Origin of the sequence: Aeromonas sp. D3 (genome assembly GCF_027705025.1) — a bacterium.
GTDB lineage: Bacteria > Pseudomonadota > Gammaproteobacteria > Enterobacterales > Aeromonadaceae > Aeromonas > Aeromonas salmonicida.
This window is the reverse complement of the sequence record NZ_JAPDBE010000064.1, coordinates 1-18536: the sequence shown is the minus strand read 5'-3', so window position 1 is coordinate 18536 and position 18536 is coordinate 1. Positions and strand designations below refer to the sequence as shown.

General features: G+C 56.2%; 12 protein-coding genes and 1 pseudogene. 9 read left to right on the top strand and 4 right to left on the bottom strand.

What is annotated here, in order from left to right; translation table 11 throughout:
- Positions 1 to 193 precede the first annotated feature (193 nt).
- On the bottom strand, positions 194 to 1717 hold the full coding sequence (locus OKC28_RS22010; protein WP_256688260.1) for a fumarate hydratase: 1524 nt from the start codon (positions 1715 to 1717) through the stop codon (positions 194 to 196).
- Positions 1718 to 2012: 295 nt separating this feature from the next.
- On the opposite strand from OKC28_RS22010, the gene pabB reads away from it, so the two are divergent.
- From pabB to OKC28_RS21995, 3 genes are all read left to right on the top strand, one after another.
- The gene (gene pabB / locus OKC28_RS22005; protein ID WP_270691103.1) at positions 2013 to 3302 is read left to right on the top strand and encodes an aminodeoxychorismate synthase component I; all 1290 of its coding nucleotides are present in this window, start codon (positions 2013 to 2015) and stop codon (positions 3300 to 3302) included.
- 98 nt (positions 3303 to 3400) lie between these two features.
- Positions 3401 to 3967, top strand: coding sequence for a CoA pyrophosphatase (locus tag OKC28_RS22000; RefSeq protein WP_256688259.1), 567 nt, complete (start codon positions 3401 to 3403; stop codon positions 3965 to 3967).
- Between the two features lie 216 nt (positions 3968 to 4183).
- The gene (locus tag OKC28_RS21995; RefSeq protein ID WP_034523441.1) at positions 4184 to 5482 is read left to right on the top strand and encodes a serine/threonine transporter; all 1299 of its coding nucleotides are present in this window, start codon (positions 4184 to 4186) and stop codon (positions 5480 to 5482) included.
- 500 nt (positions 5483 to 5982) lie between these two features.
- On the opposite strand, the gene sstT is transcribed toward OKC28_RS21995, so the two are convergent.
- The gene (gene sstT / locus OKC28_RS21990; protein WP_059113759.1) at positions 5983 to 7233 is read right to left on the bottom strand and encodes a serine/threonine transporter SstT; all 1251 of its coding nucleotides are present in this window, start codon (positions 7231 to 7233) and stop codon (positions 5983 to 5985) included.
- Between the two features lie 338 nt (positions 7234 to 7571).
- Here sstT and OKC28_RS21985 point away from each other — a divergent pair, with 338 nt between their 5' ends.
- From OKC28_RS21985 to OKC28_RS21970, 4 genes are all read left to right on the top strand, one after another.
- On the top strand, positions 7572 to 9497 hold the full coding sequence (locus tag OKC28_RS21985) for a RecQ family ATP-dependent DNA helicase (RefSeq protein WP_256688258.1): 1926 nt from the start codon (positions 7572 to 7574) through the stop codon (positions 9495 to 9497).
- A 568-nt stretch (positions 9498 to 10065) separates the two neighbouring features.
- Positions 10066 to 11988 (top strand): PrkA family serine protein kinase, encoded by a 1923-nt coding sequence (locus OKC28_RS21980; protein ID WP_021138270.1) that lies wholly within the window; start codon positions 10066 to 10068, stop codon positions 11986 to 11988.
- Positions 11989 to 12013: 25 nt separating this feature from the next.
- Complete coding sequence (locus OKC28_RS21975) at positions 12014 to 13285, top strand: YeaH/YhbH family protein (protein ID WP_058394461.1); 1272 nt, start codon at positions 12014 to 12016, stop codon at positions 13283 to 13285.
- A 10-nt stretch (positions 13286 to 13295) separates the two neighbouring features.
- The gene (locus OKC28_RS21970) at positions 13296 to 14813 is read left to right on the top strand and encodes a SpoVR family protein (protein WP_256688257.1); all 1518 of its coding nucleotides are present in this window, start codon (positions 13296 to 13298) and stop codon (positions 14811 to 14813) included.
- Between the two features lie 58 nt (positions 14814 to 14871).
- Here the strand turns inward: OKC28_RS21970 and fadR are convergent, their stop codons facing one another.
- Positions 14872 to 15585, bottom strand: coding sequence for a fatty acid metabolism transcriptional regulator FadR (fadR, locus tag OKC28_RS21965; RefSeq protein WP_059113755.1), 714 nt, complete (start codon positions 15583 to 15585; stop codon positions 14872 to 14874).
- A 333-nt stretch (positions 15586 to 15918) separates the two neighbouring features.
- Between fadR and nhaB the strand changes: the two genes are divergently transcribed.
- Complete coding sequence (gene nhaB, locus OKC28_RS21960) at positions 15919 to 17499, top strand: Na(+)/H(+) antiporter NhaB (RefSeq protein ID WP_099993480.1); 1581 nt, start codon at positions 15919 to 15921, stop codon at positions 17497 to 17499.
- Positions 17500 to 17535: 36 nt separating this feature from the next.
- Here the strand turns inward: nhaB and OKC28_RS21955 are convergent.
- Positions 17536 to 17741: pseudogene (locus tag OKC28_RS21955) on the bottom strand (IS1595 family transposase); the annotation flags it as partial.
- 161 nt (positions 17742 to 17902) lie between these two features.
- Between OKC28_RS21955 and dsbB the strand changes: the two are divergent.
- Positions 17903 to 18424, top strand: a complete 522-nt coding sequence (gene dsbB, locus OKC28_RS21950) for a disulfide bond formation protein DsbB (RefSeq protein ID WP_256688256.1) — start codon at positions 17903 to 17905, stop codon at positions 18422 to 18424.
- Positions 18425 to 18536: the final 112 nt, after the last annotated feature.

The following is an 18536-nucleotide window of genomic DNA, read 5'->3' as shown; positions in this document are numbered from 1 at the left end:
CCGAAACCAAATCAACAGGTTTCGGATTTTTACACATCAGCAGGATCGGTCAATGGATCCTTAACTGATCGGCATTACGACCCTGAGGTCGCCTTTTTACGCTGTCATCCAATGTCACAGACGGCCTGGTCGTTTGCTCGTGCCACTCCACAGGAATGATACGAGTATCCTTGGCCCTGGCTCAACACGACGCTCAGGAGAGCTTGCCATCCAGCTCGGCAATCTTGGCCGACCAGTAGGCCGGGCCTGTTTCGTGGATATTGTTGCCTTGAGAATCGACAGCCACCGTCACTGGCATATCTTCCACCTCGAACTCGTAGATGGCTTCCATACCCAAGTCTGCAAAAGCCACCACCCGCGACTTCTTGATCGCCTTGGCGACCAGGTAGGCTGCACCCCCCACGGCCATCAGATAAACAGCTTTGTGCTGCTTGATACTCTCGACTGTTTTGGGGCCACGCTCGGACTTGCCGATCATGCCGATGAGGCCGGTTTCCCCCAGCATCATGTCGGTGAACTTGTCCATTCGGGTGGACGTCGTGGGGCCGGCAGGGCCAACCACTTCGTCACGAACCGCATCAACCGGACCAACGTAGTAGATGAAACGGTTGGTGAAATCTACCCCTTCCGGCAGACCCTCGCCATTTTTCAACATGTCGGCAATGCGCTTGTGGGCTGCATCACGACCGGTAAGGATCTTGCCGGAGAGGAGCACTGTGTCGCCGCTCTTCCAGCTGGCGAGCTCCGCCTTGGTGATACCGTCAACATTGACACGGCGCACATTGGCCCCGGCTTCGCGAGTGATCTCCGGCCAATCGGCCAGTTTCGGCGGGGTCAATTCGGCCAGCCCCGAGCCATCCAGCTCGAAGTGGACATGGCGGGTGGCGGCGCAGTTGGGGATCATCACCACCGGCTTGGAGGCGGCATGGGTCGGGGCACTCTTGACCTTCACGTCCAGCACGGTAGTGAGGCCGCCCAGACCCTGAGCACCGATCCCGAGCTTGTTGACCTTGTCATAGAGTTCGACCCGCAGCTTCTCTTCGGTGGTCTTGGGACCACGGGCGATCAGCTCCTGAATGTCGATGTGCTCCATCAAGGCTTCCTTGGCCAGCACGGCCGCTTTCTCGGCGGTGCCACCAATGCCGATGCCCAGCATACCGGGCGGGCACCAGCCGGCGCCCATGGTCGGCACTGTTTTCAGTACCCACTCGACAACATCGTCGGATGGGTTGAGCATCACCATCTTGGATTTGTTCTCGGAGCCGCCGCCCTTGGCCGCTATGCTCACTTCCACCTTGTTGCCCGGGATCATGTCGATATGCACGACAGCAGGGGCGTTATCCTTGGTGTTCTTGCGGCTGCCGGCCGGGTCGGCCAGCACGGAGGCGCGCAGCGGGTTGTCCGGATTGGTGTAGGCACGGCGCGTCCCCTCATCCACCATCTCCTGCACCGTCATGTCGCTGTCCCACTGCACCTGCATGCCTATCTTGACGAAGCAGGTAACGATACCGGTATCCTGGCACAGGGGACGATGCCCTTCGGCTGACATGCGGGAGTTGATCAGGATCTGGGCCAGGGCATCCTTGGCGGCCGGGTTGACCTCACGGTCATAGGCAGCCTTGACGGCATGGACGAAATCAAGGGGGTGATAGTAGGAGATGTACTGCAGGGCGTCGGCGACGGAATCGATAAAATCCTGTTTTTTAATGATGCTCATATCATCCTCACTGGTCCTTGTCTCCGTCGTGGTGACAGAGCAAGGGCTTCCATATGAGCCGTGCTTCGGTGTCATAGTGTCAGGCGATATGCCTGTCGGCCCGATAGACAACGGCGTGTTTGTTCTAAAAATTCCGATGCCTATGATACGCTTGCCCCCCCATACCGGCTAGGGAGCAGGGTGCAAACTGTTGCCTGTGTAACAAAAAATGAAACCAACTCTTCATATCCACCACTTTGATCACCAGACAGCGCTGCATGCGTTGTTTGCCCGTCTGCATCATCAGCCCTGGGCCATGTTGCTCGAATCGGCTGGCCCGCAGGGAGCGGACAACCGCTTTGACATCATCAGCGCCGACCCGCTGGCAACCCTGCAGACAGAGGGGCCACTGACCTGGATAACCCGGGGCGAACAGTGTCTGTCGTTTGACACGGATCCCCTGACCCTGCTGGCACAATGGCAACGGGATCTGCTGGGCGAGAAAGCACCGCACTGTGACGAATTGCCCTTTATTGGCGGCGCCCTCGGGCTGTTTGGCTATGATCTTGGCCGTCGATTCGAGCGATTGCCGACACTGGCCGCACAGGATGTGTCCGTGCCGGACATGGCAGTCGGCATCTATGACTGGGCCCTGCTGCGCAGCGTAGCAAGCGGCGCCTGGCAGCTGGTGCATTGGGGCGATGAAGCAGGCCTCCATCGCCGGCTGCAGTGGCTGGCCGCGCAGCACGAGATGCCAACACCGCCATTTGCCCTGCAGAGCGAGTGGCGCAGCAACATGAGCCGCGCCGAGTACGGCGAGAAATTTGCGCGGGTACAGGCTTACCTGAGAGCCGGGGACTGTTATCAAATCAACCTGACCCAGCGCTTCAGCGCCGCCTATTGCGGCGATGAGTGGCAGGCTTATCAGGTGTTGTCCCGCGCCAACCGGGCTCCGTTCTCGGCCTTTGTTCGCCTGCCACAGAGCGCCATTCTAAGCCTCTCCCCCGAGCGGTTTCTGCTGCTTGATGATCGTCATATCGAAACCAAGCCCATCAAGGGTACCCGCCCCCGACTTGCCGATCCGCAGCAAGACCAGGCCAGCGCCCTCGAACTGGCTGGCGCCGATAAGGACAGATCAGAGAATCTGATGATCGTGGATCTGCTGCGCAACGATATCGGCAGGGTGAGCCGTCCGGGCTCCGTCAGCGTGCCCAGCCTGTTTGCCGTGGAGTCGTTCCCGGCGGTGCATCATCTGGTGTCCACCATCCACGGCGAGCTGGATAGCCGCTGGCAGGCGGTGGATCTGCTGCGCGCCTGTTTCCCGGGCGGTTCCATCACCGGCGCCCCCAAGATCAGGGCCATGGAGATCATCGAGGAGCTGGAGCCCCAGCGCCGCAACGCTTACTGTGGCAGCATCGGCTATCTGAGCCAGCATGGCCGGATGGACACCAGCATCTGCATCCGCACTCTGATAGCGGCAGACGGCCAACTGCACTGCTGGGCCGGGGGCGGTGTCATCGCCGACTCCGATGTGGACAGTGAATATCAGGAAACCTATGACAAGGTGGCCCGCATACTGCCGTTGCTGGATAAGCTGAGAAGCTGAGAAGCTGAGAAGCTGAGAAGCTGACAGAATGGCTAACGGAGTGACCATGAAAGAGGCCCAAGCGCAGGATTGAGAGACGATTCGAGAGAATAAACAAGATGGACCGCGCCGAACTGCTGACCCGCTTTTTACTGCAACGCCCTGCCCCAGCCCATCACCTGACGGTGGCAGGGCTCAAACCTGCCGCTGTCTTGCTGCCGCTGGTGGAGCGGGCCGACGGCTTGCAACTACTGCTGACCCGCCGCAGCGCACACCTGCGACATCACGCGGGACAGATAAGCTTTCCTGGCGGTCGGCAGGATCCGGGCGATCACACCCTGATCCACACGGCATTGCGGGAGACTTGGGAGGAGCTGGGCATCATACCGGCTCAGGTCGAGATCATCGGTACCCTGGCCCCCCTCAACACCATTTCCCAATACGATGTGCTACCCGTGCTGGGGCTGGTTGCCGCCGATTATCAACTCACCTTGAGCCAGGATGAAGTGGCTCAGGCCTTTGAAGTACCACTCCATCATCTGCTGGACCCACGCCACCACATAGCCCTGACCATTCCAAGGGCCGATCAGCTGCACACCATCTACTGGATACCCTGGCAGGATCACTTCATCTGGGGGGCGACTGCCAGCATGATCCGCCAGCTATCCCACCAACTTGCCATGTAACATTTTGCAAACATATTCCAGTGCAATATTTGCGCGTTAACAATAAACTAACGTATAGATTTCTAAAAAAAAATTGATTTTTTATTCTTTCGATCACATTTCTATAAAAGTGTGAGGGTTTATCCCTCGCAAAGGTGAATTTGATCAACATTTTTGATTAAAAAAACCGTATCCTTGCGCCGACTCAACAAAAAACACACATTCGGGGTGAGACACATGTCAAATACAGTCACAGGCGCACAGGACGTTGCAGCCGCACAGGAGCAAGGAACGAGCTCAATCCAATCTCGCGGTTGGAGCAAACAAGACTCTACCTGGGTTATCAGCCTGTTCGGCACTGCCGTCGGCGCGGGTATCCTGTTTCTGCCCATCAACGCTGGCATGGGTGGCTTCTGGCCACTGGTGGTCATGGCGCTGCTGGTCGGTCCCATGACCTATCTGGCCCACCGTGGCCTGGCCCGTTTTGTACTTTCGTCCAAGCGACCCAATGCCGACATCACCGAAGTAGTGGAAGAGCATTTCGGGGTGGGCGCAGGTAAATTAATCACCCTGCTCTACTTCTTTGCCATCTACCCCATAGTGCTGATCTACGGTGTCGGTATCACCAACACGGTCGAAAGCTTCATGGTCAACCAGTTGCAGATGGCTGCCCCTCCGCGCTGGATCCTCTCCATCGTGCTGATCATGGGCATGATGTCTGTGATGCTGGCCGGCGAGAAGCTGATGCTGAAGGTCACCGAGTTCCTGGTCTACCCGCTCATCGCCATCCTGGTCGGTATCTCCTTCTACCTGATCCCTGACTGGACGGGTGCCGCCCTGTCCCAGGTGCCGTCTGCCAAGGATTTCGCCACTACCTTGTGGCTGACCATCCCGGTACTGGTGTTCTCCTTCAACCACAGCCCTGCCATCTCCAGCTTCTCTTTGGCCCAGCGTCGTGATCATGGCGAACATGCGGTCGAGAAGTCCGATGCCATTCTCAAGCGCACTGCCACCATACTGCTGGGCTTCGTGATGTTCTTCGTCTTCTCCTGCGTCATGAGCCTGACCCCGGCCCAGCTGGCAGAAGCCAAGTCACAGAACATTGCCGTGCTCTCCTATCTGGCGAACCAGCACGCAAGCCCCCTCATCTCCTACTTCGGTCCGCTGGTTGCGTTTGTCGCCATCGTATCCTCCTTCTTTGGCCACTACCTGGGTGCCCGTGAAGGCCTGAAAGGGATGATCGTCCAAAACATGCGCAAATCCGGCAAAGAGCCGAACCACAAGAAGGTGGAGATGTTCATCATCGCCTTCTTCGTCCTCACCCTGTGGGGCACGGCCATTGCCAACCCCTCCATCCTGGGCATGATTGAATCTCTGGGTGGCCCCATCATCGCCACCATTCTGTTCATCATGCCGATGTACGCCATCAAACGCGTGCCAGCCATGGCGAAATACCAGGGACACATCAGCAACGCGTTTGTTGCTCTGATGGGTACCATTGCCATCTCCGCCATCCTTTACCAGCTGTTTGGCTAATCACCAGACCATAACGGCAAAGCAAATGCCCGCCAGTAATGGCGGGCATTTTTTATGCACAAATAACCCATTCCTCCAATGGTAAACCGCACTCTCCAGCGGCAATGCCGCTATCCACGAACGCAATAGACCCAGCCCTTGGCGATGCGGGACTCGGCTCAGCCAGGGTGCCTTCGAGATACACGGCTCGGCCAGCTCATCGCATTGCCAGTCCGACGCGCAGCATGTCTCCCTTGAACACCCCAGCCACACTCCTTGCTCCTTTCATGACAGGATCCCGGTTGTCGTATGCTGGCCGGACATGGAAAGCGGCTGACAGCTAGCCCATCCGGCGGGTATGTCTGTTGGCAAGCTGGCCCCTGTTTACGCCATGACCTTCAGCCCACACGCATCCATCCCATTGAAGGGATCTCATATCCTGATGCACTCGGCCAGCGATAGCGTACATAAAAAAACGCCCTCACAAGAGGGCGTTTTCAATGGTTTGATGAAGCTGACTATCAGGCTTCGCGGCTGGGCAGCGGCGCGGCATCCAGCAGGGTTTCATCTTCGGCCATACAGGCAGCTGCGGTGAACAGCACGTCGGTGGAGCTGTTGAGGGCTGTCTCGGCAGAATCTTGCAACACACCTATGATGAAGCCCACGGCAACGACCTGCATGGCGATGTCGTTGCCGATGCCAAACAGGCTGCACGCCAGCGGGATCAGCAGCAAAGAGCCACCAGCCACACCGGAGGCGCCACAGGCACTGATGGTGGCCACCACAGAGAGCAGCACAGCGGTAGCCAGATCCACTTCCATCCCCAGTGTGTGCACCGCCGCCATGGCAAGCACTGTGATGGTGATAGCGGCGCCGGCCATGTTGATGGTAGCGCCCAGCGGAATGGAGACCGCATAGGTATCTTCCGGCAGACGCAGTTTTTCACACAGCGCCATGTTGACCGGGATGTTGGCGGCGGAGCTGCGAGTAAAGAAGGCGGTCACGCCGCTCTCTTTGAGGCAGGTCAGCACCAGCGGATAGGGATTGCGTCTGATCTTCCAGAACACGATGAGCGGGTTGACCACCAAGGCGATGAACAGCATGCAGCCAATCAGCACCAGCAGTAGCTGGGCGTAACCGAACAAGGCATCGAAGCCGGTTTCGGCCAGAGTGGATGCCACCAGCCCCAGAATACCGAGGGGCGCGCAGCGGATCACTACCTTGACGATGGCAGAGACACCGTGGGAAAGGTCGGTGATCAGGGCCTTGCTGCTGTCATTGGCGTGACGCATGGCGATGCCCAGGCCGATGGCCCAGGCCAGAATGCCAATATAGTTCGCATCCATCAGCGCTTTGACCGGGTTGGTCACTATGTTGAACAGCAAGGTTTGCAATACGTCTGTGATGCCCCCTGGCGGCGTGATGTCCGCCGTGTTGGCCACCAGATGCAGGGTGGTGGGAAACAGGAAGCTCGCAATCACCGCCACCAGGGCCGCGGCGAAGGTACCGAACAGGTAGAGGGCCAGCAGCGGGCGAATATTGGTTTTCTGGCCCTGCTTGTGGCCGATGATCGCCGCCATCACCAGCACGAATACCAGCAGCGGCGCGACCGCCTTCAGTGCACCGACAAACAGGCTGCCGAGCAGACCGACTGCTTTGGCCCATTCGGGCATGAACATGGCAAGGAGGATACCGAATACCAGACCGACCAGGATCTGGCTTACCAGACTGGTGCTGTTGACCAGTCTCATGAGGGGGTGTTGTTGTGTCATCAAATAGTCCCTGAGCACCGAAGTGCGTGAATCATTAGTCCTGTTGGCAACCACTACACCAGGCGACACCCATGTCACAGGCTGGCGTCGTCTGCCCCGGCAAGCCTTCTATTGAGTCAGTCCGGAAACACACGGGGTTACGGACAAGGAATATCCCATCTGCAATCGCTTTTTTCCACATAATCACTGAAAAATATCCGGTTTACCTCACAAAAAAACTACAACAATGCGATAACACAATATCAACAGCGTCCAAATGGATGCTGTTTTCCCCTAAAGGGCCGTTCAGGCATCCCCCGGCGGTGATATCATGGCAGTTTTGCGCTGGAGTCCTTGCCATGATCTCATCCCTCTTGACCCGCCACTTCGGCTTCGACCATTTAAGGCCCGGTCAGGAGGCGGTGATCAGCCGGTTGCTGGCAGGCCAGAGTGCGGCTGCCATCTTCCCCACCGGCTCCGGCAAGTCTCTCTGTTATCAACTGCCAGCCCTCGCCCTGCCCCATCTGACCCTGGTGATTTCCCCGCTGATCGCGCTGATGCACGACCAGCTCGCTTTTCTCCACAGCAAAGGGATTGCCGCGGCTACCCTGGATTCGAGCCAGACACCGGAGGAGAGTCGTCGCGTGATGCAGCAGGTCAGTGACGGTCAGCTCAAGATCCTGATGATCTCGGTAGAGCGACTCAAGAACGAGCGCTTTCGTCGCTTCATCCAGCAGGTGCCACTGTCGATGCTGGTGGTGGATGAAGCGCACTGCATCTCGGAGTGGGGCCACAACTTTCGACCCGACTACCTCAAGCTGCCCGCTTATCGCCGCGAGCTGAAGATACCTCAGGTACTGTTGCTGACCGCGACCGCCACCCCGGCTGTCATGGCCGACATGCAGGCCAAATTCGACATCGAGGATGAGGGACTGGTCGTCACCGGTTTTTATCGCGCCAACCTGGATCTGGCGGTCGTGCCGCTGCCCGCCGAGGCGCGTGATGACTGGCTGCAAGCAGAAGTACGACGAGAGCCTACGGCCCCCACCATCGTCTATGTCACCTTGCAACACACGGCGCAGCATTGTGCCGACCTGCTGCGGCGGGCAGGGATCAGGGCAAGTGCCTATCACGCCGGGCTCGACTCGACCCTGCGCAGCCAGATCCAGCATGACTTCATGGCTGGCAAGGTGGACTGCATTGTCGCCACCATCGCCTTTGGCATGGGGATCGACAAGGCCGATATTCGCCGGGTCATCCACTATGACTTGCCCAAATCCATCGAAAACTACAGTCAGGAAATTGGCCGTGCCGGCCGGGATGGACACCCTTCCCGCTGCATAGTGCTGGCCAATCGCGCACAGCTCCCCGTGCTGGAAAATTTCGTGTACGGGGATACGCCGGATCGCGCCGCCATAGTGACGCTGCTCGAGATCCTGTCGCAAAGTGGCAGCGAGTGGGAGTTTGGTCTGCTGCGTCTCTCCAACGACACCAACATCCGTCAGTTGCCGCTCAAGACCCTGCTGGTCTATCTGGAAATGGCGGGTGTCATCATGCCTGCCTACAGCTACTTCGCCGAATATCGCTTCAAGTTCATGCTGGACAAGGCCGAGATCCTGACCCGTTTCAATCCCGACCGACGCCAGTTTCTGGAGCAGCTGTTTGCCTGTGCACCGCAGGCCCGCAGCTGGTGCACCATAGACTTCGATGCCCTCTGGCAGGGTTATCAGGGGGAACGGCACCGTGCGGCAGCAGCCCTGGATTATCTGCAACAACAGGGCTGGATAGAGCTGGAGAGCAAGCAGATGACCGATGTCTATCGGGTGCTGCGCCAAGATGTTGATATCAATGCATTGGCAGACGAGCTCTATGCCCTGTTCGAGAAGAAGGAGTTGAGTGAACTGGCTCGGCTGCAGGCCTTGCTGGCCTTTTTTACATCACGCCACTGCCTGAGTCAGGAGCTGGCCCGCTACTTTGCCGACGAGCAGGCACCCAGCAAATGCGGACACTGCTCCGTCTGCCGTGGCGAGGTTGCCGTACTGCCGCCACTGCCGACCCTCACCCTGCCCAACGAAAACGGGTTGCGTGCCTGGTGCAATCCCCTGATAGCCTTGTGCCACACCAACCATCCTCGCATTCTGACCCGTTTTCTGTGCGGTATCGCCACGCCATTGACCACCCGGGTCAAGGCAAAAAGCCTGGCGGGATTTGGCCAGCTGGCGGCACATCCATTCGCCGAGGTGCTGGCAGCGGTATCACGGCTCTACCCCACCCCTGACAGTTGATCATGCCAGTGCACATCCACAACCCGCTGAAAAAATAAGACCCTCGCATATGCGAGGGTCAAGCCAACGGAAACGTGCTTAAACAGAGCTTTGTATCAGCAGCCATCACTCTCTTGCTAAAGCGATGGCTGCCGACACAGGGCCAATCTAGAGCAGCAGAAATGTAGCGTCAATGTAAAAATTAGAGCTTTAATACCAAACAAGCATCATTCCGCTGACGTAAACGTAATAACCATTTCCATTCGATTTTCCTCCTTCCCTTGCCCCGTCTGCGTTACAGCCAACTGACCCGAACAATGCGTTGTCCTTTCCATTTTCTGGCAAACATTTATTTTTTATCTCTTTGACATTCACCTCACTATCGTGGCAAAAATAATTTAACAGTCAGTAACATAGGTGTGTCACTGATTGCGCCTTCCCGCATCAGGATCGGGAAGTACCCTTGCAAATTTAAACCAATAGATGGTGATGGATTACTGGGGGCTGTTGACTAGGCTTAATGAGGTAAACAGAACAAAAGTAGTGATCCACTCTTTTCAGGGTAAGCGACTATAACGAGGGCAAAGTTATGGGCATCTTCGAGCATTATCAACAGCGATACGAGAAAGCCAGGGAAGAGGAGTACAGCATCCAGGAATTTCTGGATATGTGTAAGCAGGACAAAGCCTGCTACGCCTCCGCTGCCGAACGCTTGCTGGTCGCCATCGGCGAGCCGGAAATGATCGATACTTCGGTCAATCCCAGACTCAGTCGCCTTTTTTCCAACCGCGTCGTTGCACGCTATCCCGCCTTCAAAGATTTCTACGGCATGGAAGAGGCCATCGAGCAGATCGTCTCCTACCTCAAGCACTCGGCCCAGGGGCTGGAAGAGAAGAAGCAGATCCTCTATCTGCTGGGGCCGGTTGGCGGCGGCAAATCCTCTCTGGCTGAGAAGCTCAAATCCTTGATGCAAAAAGTGCCTGTCTATCGCATCAAGGGCTCGCCGGTCAATGACCACCCCTTCTGTCTGTTCGACATCGAAGAGGATGGCGAGCTGCTGGAAAAAGAGTACGGCATACCGCGCCGCTATCTACGCCCCATCATGTCACCCTGGGTGGCCAAGCGGCTGCACGAGTTCGGTGGCGACATCTCCAAGTTCAAGGTAGAGAAGGTCAACCCATCCATCCTCGATCAGATTGCCATCGCCAAGACAGAACCGGGTGATGACAACAACCAGGATATCTCCTCTCTGGTCGGCAAAGTCGACATCCGCATGCTGGAGCATTATGCCCAGGATGATGCAGATGCTTACTCCTACTCAGGAGCGCTGTGCAAGGCGAACCAGGGGATCATGGAGTTCGTGGAGATGTTCAAAGCACCCATCAAGGTGCTGCATCCTCTGCTGACCGCGACCCAGGAAGGCAACTACAACGGCACAGAGGGGCTCTCCGCCCTGCCCTTCGACGGCATATTGCTGGCTCACTCCAACGAATCAGAGTGGCAGCAGTTCCGTAACAACAAGAATAACGAGGCCTTCCTCGACCGGGTCTATATCGTCAAGGTGCCTTACTGCCTGCGTGTCTCGGAAGAGGTGAAGATATACGAAAAACTGCTGATCAACAGCGAACTGACCGATGCCAAATGTGCCCCGGGCACACTGGAACTGCTGGGTCAGTTCTCCGTCCTCTCGCGTCTGAAAGAGCCGGAAAACTCCAGCCTCTACTCCAAGATGCGGGTCTATGATGGCGAGAGCCTGAAAGACACGGATCCCAAGGCGAAGAGCTATCAGGAGTATCGCGACTATGCCGGTGTGGACGAGGGCATGAATGGTCTCTCCACCCGCTTTGCGTTCAAGATCCTCTCTCGCGTTTTCAACTTCGACCACGCGGAAGTGGCGGCCAACCCGGTACACCTCTTCTATGTGCTGGAGCAACAGATAGAGCGCGAGCAGTTCCCGCAGGAGCTGCACGATCGCTACCTTGAGTTCATCAAGGGTTATCTGACTCCGCGCTATGTGGAGTTCATCGGCAAGGAGATCCAGACCGCCTACCTCGAATCCTATTCGGAGTACGGCCAGAACATCTTCGATCGCTACGTCACCTATGCCGACTTCTGGATCCAGGATCAGGAGTACCGTGACCCCGAGACCGGCCAGCTGTTTGACCGCGCGTCGCTCAACAGCGAGCTGGAGAAGATTGAAAAACCCGCCGGGATCAGCAACCCGAAAGATTTTCGCAACGAAATCGTCAACTTCGTGCTGCGAGCCCGGGCCAACAATGCAGGCCGTAACCCCAACTGGACCAGTTACGAGAAGCTGCGCACCGTGATCGAGAAGAAGATGTTCTCCAACACGGAAGAGCTGCTGCCGGTTATCTCCTTCAACAGCAAAACCTCGGCTGAGGAGCAGAAGAAGCACGATAACTTTGTCGAACGGATGATGGAGAAAGGCTACACCCGCAAACAGGTGCGACTGCTCTCCGAATGGTATCTCAGGGTACGCAAGTCATCCTGACCCTGCCGTGGTTCAAGGGGGAGTTATGGCGCATTTTATCGACCGCAGGCTCAACGGCAAAAACAAAAGCGCTGTCAATCGGCAGCGCTTCATCCGCCGCTACAAGAAGCAAATAAAACAAGCGGTCTCGGATGCTGTCTCCAAGCGCAGCATTCAGGACGTGGACAAGGGCGAGAGCATCAGCATACCGACCAAGGATATCGGCGAACCCCATTTCCATCAGGGGCAAGGCGGTAAGCGGGAAATGGTGCATCCCGGCAATGACCAGTTCGTCTCCGGTGACAAGATTGACCGCCCCAAAGGAGGGGGCGGTGGTCAGGGAGCGGGCGAAGGTCAGGCATCCAATCAAGGTGAAGGCGAAGATGACTTCGTGTTTCAGATCTCCAAGGATGAGTATCTGGATCTGCTGTTTGAAGATCTGGAGCTGCCTCGCTTGCAGAAAACCCAGCTCAACCAGTTGATGGAGATGAAGACCTACCGGGCGGGTTACACCTCCAACGGGGTGCCAGCCAATATCAACGTGGTGCGTTCTCTGCAAAACTCGCTGGCGCGGCGTATGGCACTGCAAGCCGGCAAGAAACGCCAGTTGCATGAACTGGAAGAGAGGATGGCCCTGCTGGCCACCGATCCCAACGAGCATTTCGCCGAAATAGCCCTGCTTGAGAAGGAGATCCGAGAGCTGAAACGGCGGATCTCAGCTGTCCCCTTCATCGACACCTTCGATCTCAAGTTCAACAACTTTGTCAAACGGCCCGTGCCGTCCAGCCAGGCGGTGATGTTCTGCCTGATGGACGTGTCGGGTTCCATGGATCAGGCCACCAAGGAGATGGCAAAGCGCTTCTATATCCTGCTCTACCTGTTCCTGAGCCGGACCTACAAGAACGTGGAAGTCGTCTACATTCGCCATCACACCCAGGCCAAGGAAGTGGATGAGCACGAGTTTTTCTACTCCCAGGAGACCGGCGGCACCATAGTCTCCAGCGCACTCAAGATGATGAACGACATCATCAACGAGCGTTACCCGGCCAACCAGTGGAACATCTATGCGGCGCAAGCGTCCGATGGTGACAACTGGGCTGATGATTCGCCGCAATGCCGGGAGATCCTGACCCGGGATATCATGCCGCGGGTGCGGTACTACTCCTATATAGAGATCACCACCCGCGCCCACCAGACCCTGTGGCACGAGTACGAGTCGGTGGCCAGCCAGTTCCCCCACTTCGCGATGGAGCACATTCGCAAGGTCGAGGATATTTATCCGGTATTCCGGGAGCTGTTCAAGAAGCAAGCGGCGTGAGGGAGGTCATATGGTAGAAACCGCAAGAAAAATACCGCCACTGGACGATGGCCCGGATTGGAACTTCGATCTGCTGGAGACTTATCATCAGGAGATAGCCCGGGTCGCCAGGTTTTATCGACTGGATACCTACCCCAATCAGATCGAGGTGATCACCGCCGAGCAGATGATGGATGCCTACTCCAGTGTCGGTATGCCCATCGGCTATCAACACTGGTCATTTGGCAAACGCTTCATCCACACCGAGCGCAACTACAAACGCGGCCAGATGGGACTGGCCTATGAGATCGTCATCAACTCGGACCCCTGCATCGCTTACCTGATGGAAGAGAACACGATGCCGATGCAGGCGCTGGTCATGGCGCACGCCTGTTATGGTCACAACTCTTTTTTCAAAAACAACTATCTGTTCAAAACCTGGACCGATGCCTCCTCCATCATCGACTATCTGCTGTTTGCCAAGAACTACATCACAGAGTGCGAAGAGAAACACGGCATCGATGCGGTGGAAAAGTTGATCGACTCTTGTCATGCCCTGATGAACTTCGGAGTGGACCGTTACAAGCGGCCCCAGAAGATCTCGCTGGCAGAGGAGAAGCGCCGCCAGAAGGCACGGGAAGATTATCTGCAGACTCAGGTGAACGAGCTGTGGCGCACCCTGCCCAAGCAGCACAAAGCCTCCGGTGTTGAAGACAGACGCTACCCGGCCGAGCCCCAGGAGAACATTCTCTACTTCATCGAGAAGAATGCCCCTCTGCTCGAACCCTGGCAGCGCGAGATAGTGCGCATAGTGCGCAAGATCAGCCAGTACTTCTACCCGCAGAAACAGACTCAGGTGATGAATGAAGGCTGGGCCACCTTCTGGCACTACACCATCCTTAACCACCTGTATGACGAGGGCAAGATCAGCGATCGCTTCATGATAGAGGTGCTGCACAGCCACACCAACGTGGTATACCAGCCCCCCTACAACAGCCGCTACTACTCGGGGATCAACCCCTACGCCCTTGGCTTTGCCATGTTCACTGATCTGCGCCGCATCTGCGAAAACCCGACCGAGGAGGACAGATACTGGTTCCCCGATTATGCCGGCACCAACTGGGTCGATACCCTGCATTTTGCCATGCAGAACTTCAAGGACGAGAGCTTCATCAGTCAGTTCCTCAGTCCCAAGGTGATGCGGGAAATGAAGCTGTTTGCCATCGACGATGATGACTTGAAGAACTATCTCAAGGTATCTGCCATTCACAATGAGGAGGGTTATCGGCTGGTACGCAATACCCTGTCAGCTCAATACAACTTGAGCAACCTGGAGCCCAATATTCAGGTCTATAACGTGGCGGTGAAGGGAGATCGCTCATTGACCCTGCGCTATGTGCCGCACAACCGGATCCCCCTTGGAGATTCACGCCACGAGGTGCTCAAGCATCTGCACCAGCTGTGGGGATTCGATGTGGTGCTGGAGCAGGATAACGGCGACTTGCCTGCCGACATCATTGGTCGCTGCCCTGAGAAAAAACCGCTCTGAGGCCACTTTCCACCATAAAAAACGCGCCAGAAGGCGCGTTTTCTCTTTGCATCAACAATCAGTTGTCACACAGATTGCTCGGCATGTCCTGGCGCAGACGGGTCCACAACTTGCCAGACTCGATACCGTACTGGCGTACCGTCATGAACACGGCTTCATGATTCTTGGTCTCGGCCAACCCCAACAAGACCTTGTAGTAGGCATCCGCCGTTTCACGAGCCTGCTTGTCAGAGAAATAGTAACGCCCGACCCGGCTATACAATCCCTTGAAACCATTGAGGATCAGGGCATAGATAGGATTGCCGGAGGCAAAGGCGAGCTGGTGATGCAGACGATAATCAAACTCCGCATACGCTTCCGGGGTACTGTCTACCGCATTGGCACCGCGCAGTATCTCGGCTGCTTGATCCGGGTTGTTGCGGATAGCACCACGAATGAAGATGGTGCAGATATTGGTACGTGCCGACAGCAACTGCGCCACCAGATCCGGCACCTTGTCCTGATCCAGACGGGCCAAGGTTTCCAGGATGTTGAGACCCGAGGTCTCCCAGAAATTGTTTACCTTGGTCGGCTTGCCATGCTGGATAGTGAGCCAGCCATCGCGGGCCAGACGCTGAAGCACTTCGCGCAAGGTAGTACGAGTCACCCCGATAAGCTCGGACAGCTCACGCTCGGCCGGCAGTATGGATCCTGGAGGAAAGCGATTGTTCCAGATGGACTCGATGATGTATTCCTCGGCAAACCCTGCAGGGCTCTGCGCTTTTATGACCATGTAGTGACTCTGTTTAGTGCGTAAAAAGGCCCACGAATAATAGCAAAGCAGAAAAGGCTGGCAAGCAGAAGGTCAGTCCTCTGCTCACATAAGCAGAACTTGATGTTAAATAAATGTATTGAATGTCGAGAAAGGTGCCAAGCAACGCCACCCCCTGTCGATAAAACAGACATTATCTTGGGCAAGGGGCACTATGTTATTTATAGTTAGTGCTCTTTTTGATTAAAATCATGAAGAATCAATCTGATATGGGACAGCATCCGGATATTTAAGGACGAGTCTGTCTTGACTGCACAGAAGCAGACACCAACAACGAAACAGAGATCCATTATTATGCCAATCAGCTTAGGGAACGCATTTGCCAAGAACTTTTTGGGTCATGCGCCAAAGTGGTACAAGAGCGCAATTCTGTTATTTCTGGTGATCAACCCGATCGCCTTTTATCTCGATCCCTTTGCTGCCGGCTGGCTGCTGGTCGTCGAATTTATCTTCACCCTGGCAATGGCGCTCAAATGCTACCCACTGCAGCCCGGCGGCCTGCTGGCCATTGAAGCCGTGCTCATCGGCATGACCTCGGCAGAGCAGGTCAAACATGAACTGGTTGCCAACATTGAAGTGCTGCTGCTGCTGGTGTTTATGGTGGCAGGCATCTACTTCATGAAGCAACTACTGCTCTATGTGTTCACCAAGATGCTGATCCGGATCCGCTCCAAGACGCTGCTCTCTCTGGCGTTCTGTCTGGTGTCAGCTTTTCTGTCAGCCTTCCTTGACGCCCTGACCGTGATCGCCGTGGTGATCAGTGTGGCGACCGGTTTCTACGCTATCTACCACAAGGTGTCGTCTGGCAAGAGTTTTGGTCATGAACATGACCACACCCATGATCAGGAGGTACAGGAGGATCACCATCAGGCGCTCGAGCAATTTCGTGCCTTTCTTCGCAGCCTGATGATGCACGCAGCCATAGGGACGGCACTGGGAGGGGTTTGTACTCTGGTGGGTGAACCGCAAAACCTCATCATCGGCGAGCAGGCGGGTTGGTATTTTGGTGAATTCGCTATTCGTATGGCCCCCGTATCTCTGCCTGTTTTTATCTGTGGTCTGCTTACCTGCGTGCTGGTGGAGAAGATGGGATGGTTTGGCTATGGCGCCAAATTACCCAACTCGGTACGCATGATCATGGAAGAGTACAACCGTCATGAGGATGCCAAACGCACTCCTCAGGACAAAGCCAAGCTGATGGTACAGGCGCTGATTGCTATCTGGCTGATCATCGGCCTTGCCATGCATTTGGCCGCCGTTGGGCTGATCGGGCTGTCAGTCATAGTGCTGGCAACCTCACTGACCGGCATTACCGATGAGCACTCGCTGGGTAAAGCATTCCAGGAGGCGCTGCCCTTCACCGCCCTGCTCGCCGTCTTCTTCAGCGTGGTCGCCGTCATCATCGATCAGCAGCTGTTCAGACCGGTTATCCAGTGGGTACTGGCCGCAGAGCCGGACGATCAACTCGCCCTCTTCTATCTGGCTAACGGCTTGCTCTCCATGGTCAGTGACAACGTCTTCGTCGGCACCGTCTACATCAACGAGGTTAAGACAGCCCTGCTCAACAAGGCTATCAGTCGCGAACAGTTCGACCTGCTGGCGGTTGCCATCAATACAGGTACCAACCTGCCCTCAGTGGCGACCCCCAATGGTCAGGCTGCCTTCCTGTTCATGCTGACCTCGGCACTGGCCCCCCTGTTGCGGCTCTCCTATGGTCGCATGGTGTGGATGGCGCTGCCTTACACCCTGGTGCTGGGGCTGGTCGGTTTCTTCGCGGTGGAACTGCTGCTTGCACCTACCACAGAGTGGTTCTATCAGGCCGGGTGGATCCTGCCTCACAGCGTTGCACCTGCTGCGCTACCTGCACTGCACTAAAGACCAAGGGCCCCTGCGGGGCCCTTTCTTTTTTGGCTATGTCCCAATTACGTGTTGCACGGGGTGCCCCAGTACCTCGTGCAAACACGCTTTGATATTTCCCCCCTTCCGTAACGTTCCAGCATCCTGCGCCAACCCGGATAATTTCACAGGCAATGGGTCGCCACGCCATGGCATCACTCAATCCGTTCTTTCAACTGACGGTGCTACTTGTTCACATGTTGGATCTGGTATCCGTTCAACTTGACGGTTACGCACTGTCTTCAAACCAATCACCTCCCCCAGGATGGGCCTTACAACAAACAATGGATCCGTCTCACCATGCGGGATTGGGACAGCACCTTTCTTTTTATCCCCTGCTCTGCTCTAATTCAGCCACTGTTTTTTCTGTGAGATCAACCAGATGATTGAGTTCCTGCGTCGTATTGCCGCCCATCGACTGGCATGGGGTCTGCTTGCCGCGTCCGCTTTGTTCCTTGAGCTGAGTGCCCTCTTCTTCCAATATGTGCTGGGTCTGCACCCATGTGTCATGTGCGTGTACGAGCGCCTCGCCATCCTGGGGGTACTCTCGGCAGGCTTGCTCGGCATGATAGCGCCAGAGAAGTGGTATCTCCGCTGGAGTGCCCTCTTGCTCTGGGGCTACAGTGCCTTCCGTGGCCTTCAGCTGGCACTGAAGCACGTGGATTATCAGATGAATCCTTCCCCATTCAACGTCTGCAGCCCTTTTGCCGACTTCCCCAGCTGGGCTCCTCTCGATCAGTGGCTGCCCTGGCTATTCTTCCCGGATGGGGATTGCAGCGAGGTCAGCTGGCAGTTCCTGAGCTTCTCCATGCCTCAGTGGCTCGTTGCCATCTTCGCCGCCTACCTGCTGGTGTTTGTGGTCGTGGCCATCGGCAATCTGGTCAAGGGGCGATGCTGCAGTTAATCCAGAGTAGCAAGCAGAAAAAGGGAGCCATTGGCTCTAATGCCGATCAGTTAAGGATCCATTGACCGATCCTGCTGATGTGTAAAAATCCGAAACCTGTTGATTTGGTTTC

Coding starts and splice junctions, on each gene's coding strand:
- OKC28_RS21975 (WP_058394461.1), top strand. CDS start 12,014: ATGGCGCATTTTATCGACCGCAGGCTCAACGGCAAAAACAAAAGCGCT.
- nhaB (WP_099993480.1), top strand. CDS start 15,919: ATGCCAATCAGCTTAGGGAACGCATTTGCCAAGAACTTTTTGGGTCAT.
- OKC28_RS21980 (WP_021138270.1), top strand. CDS start 10,066: ATGGGCATCTTCGAGCATTATCAACAGCGATACGAGAAAGCCAGGGAA.
- fadR (WP_059113755.1), bottom strand. CDS start 15,585: ATGGTCATAAAAGCGCAGAGCCCTGCAGGGTTTGCCGAGGAATACATC.
- sstT (WP_059113759.1), bottom strand. CDS start 7,233: ATGACACAACAACACCCCCTCATGAGACTGGTCAACAGCACCAGTCTG.
- dsbB (WP_256688256.1), top strand. CDS start 17,903: ATGATTGAGTTCCTGCGTCGTATTGCCGCCCATCGACTGGCATGGGGT.
- pabB (WP_270691103.1), top strand. CDS start 2,013: ATGTTGCTCGAATCGGCTGGCCCGCAGGGAGCGGACAACCGCTTTGAC.
- OKC28_RS21985 (WP_256688258.1), top strand. CDS start 7,572: ATGATCTCATCCCTCTTGACCCGCCACTTCGGCTTCGACCATTTAAGG.
- OKC28_RS22000 (WP_256688259.1), top strand. CDS start 3,401: ATGGACCGCGCCGAACTGCTGACCCGCTTTTTACTGCAACGCCCTGCC.
- OKC28_RS21995 (WP_034523441.1), top strand. CDS start 4,184: ATGTCAAATACAGTCACAGGCGCACAGGACGTTGCAGCCGCACAGGAG.
- OKC28_RS22010 (WP_256688260.1), bottom strand. CDS start 1,717: ATGAGCATCATTAAAAAACAGGATTTTATCGATTCCGTCGCCGACGCC.
- OKC28_RS21970 (WP_256688257.1), top strand. CDS start 13,296: ATGGTAGAAACCGCAAGAAAAATACCGCCACTGGACGATGGCCCGGAT.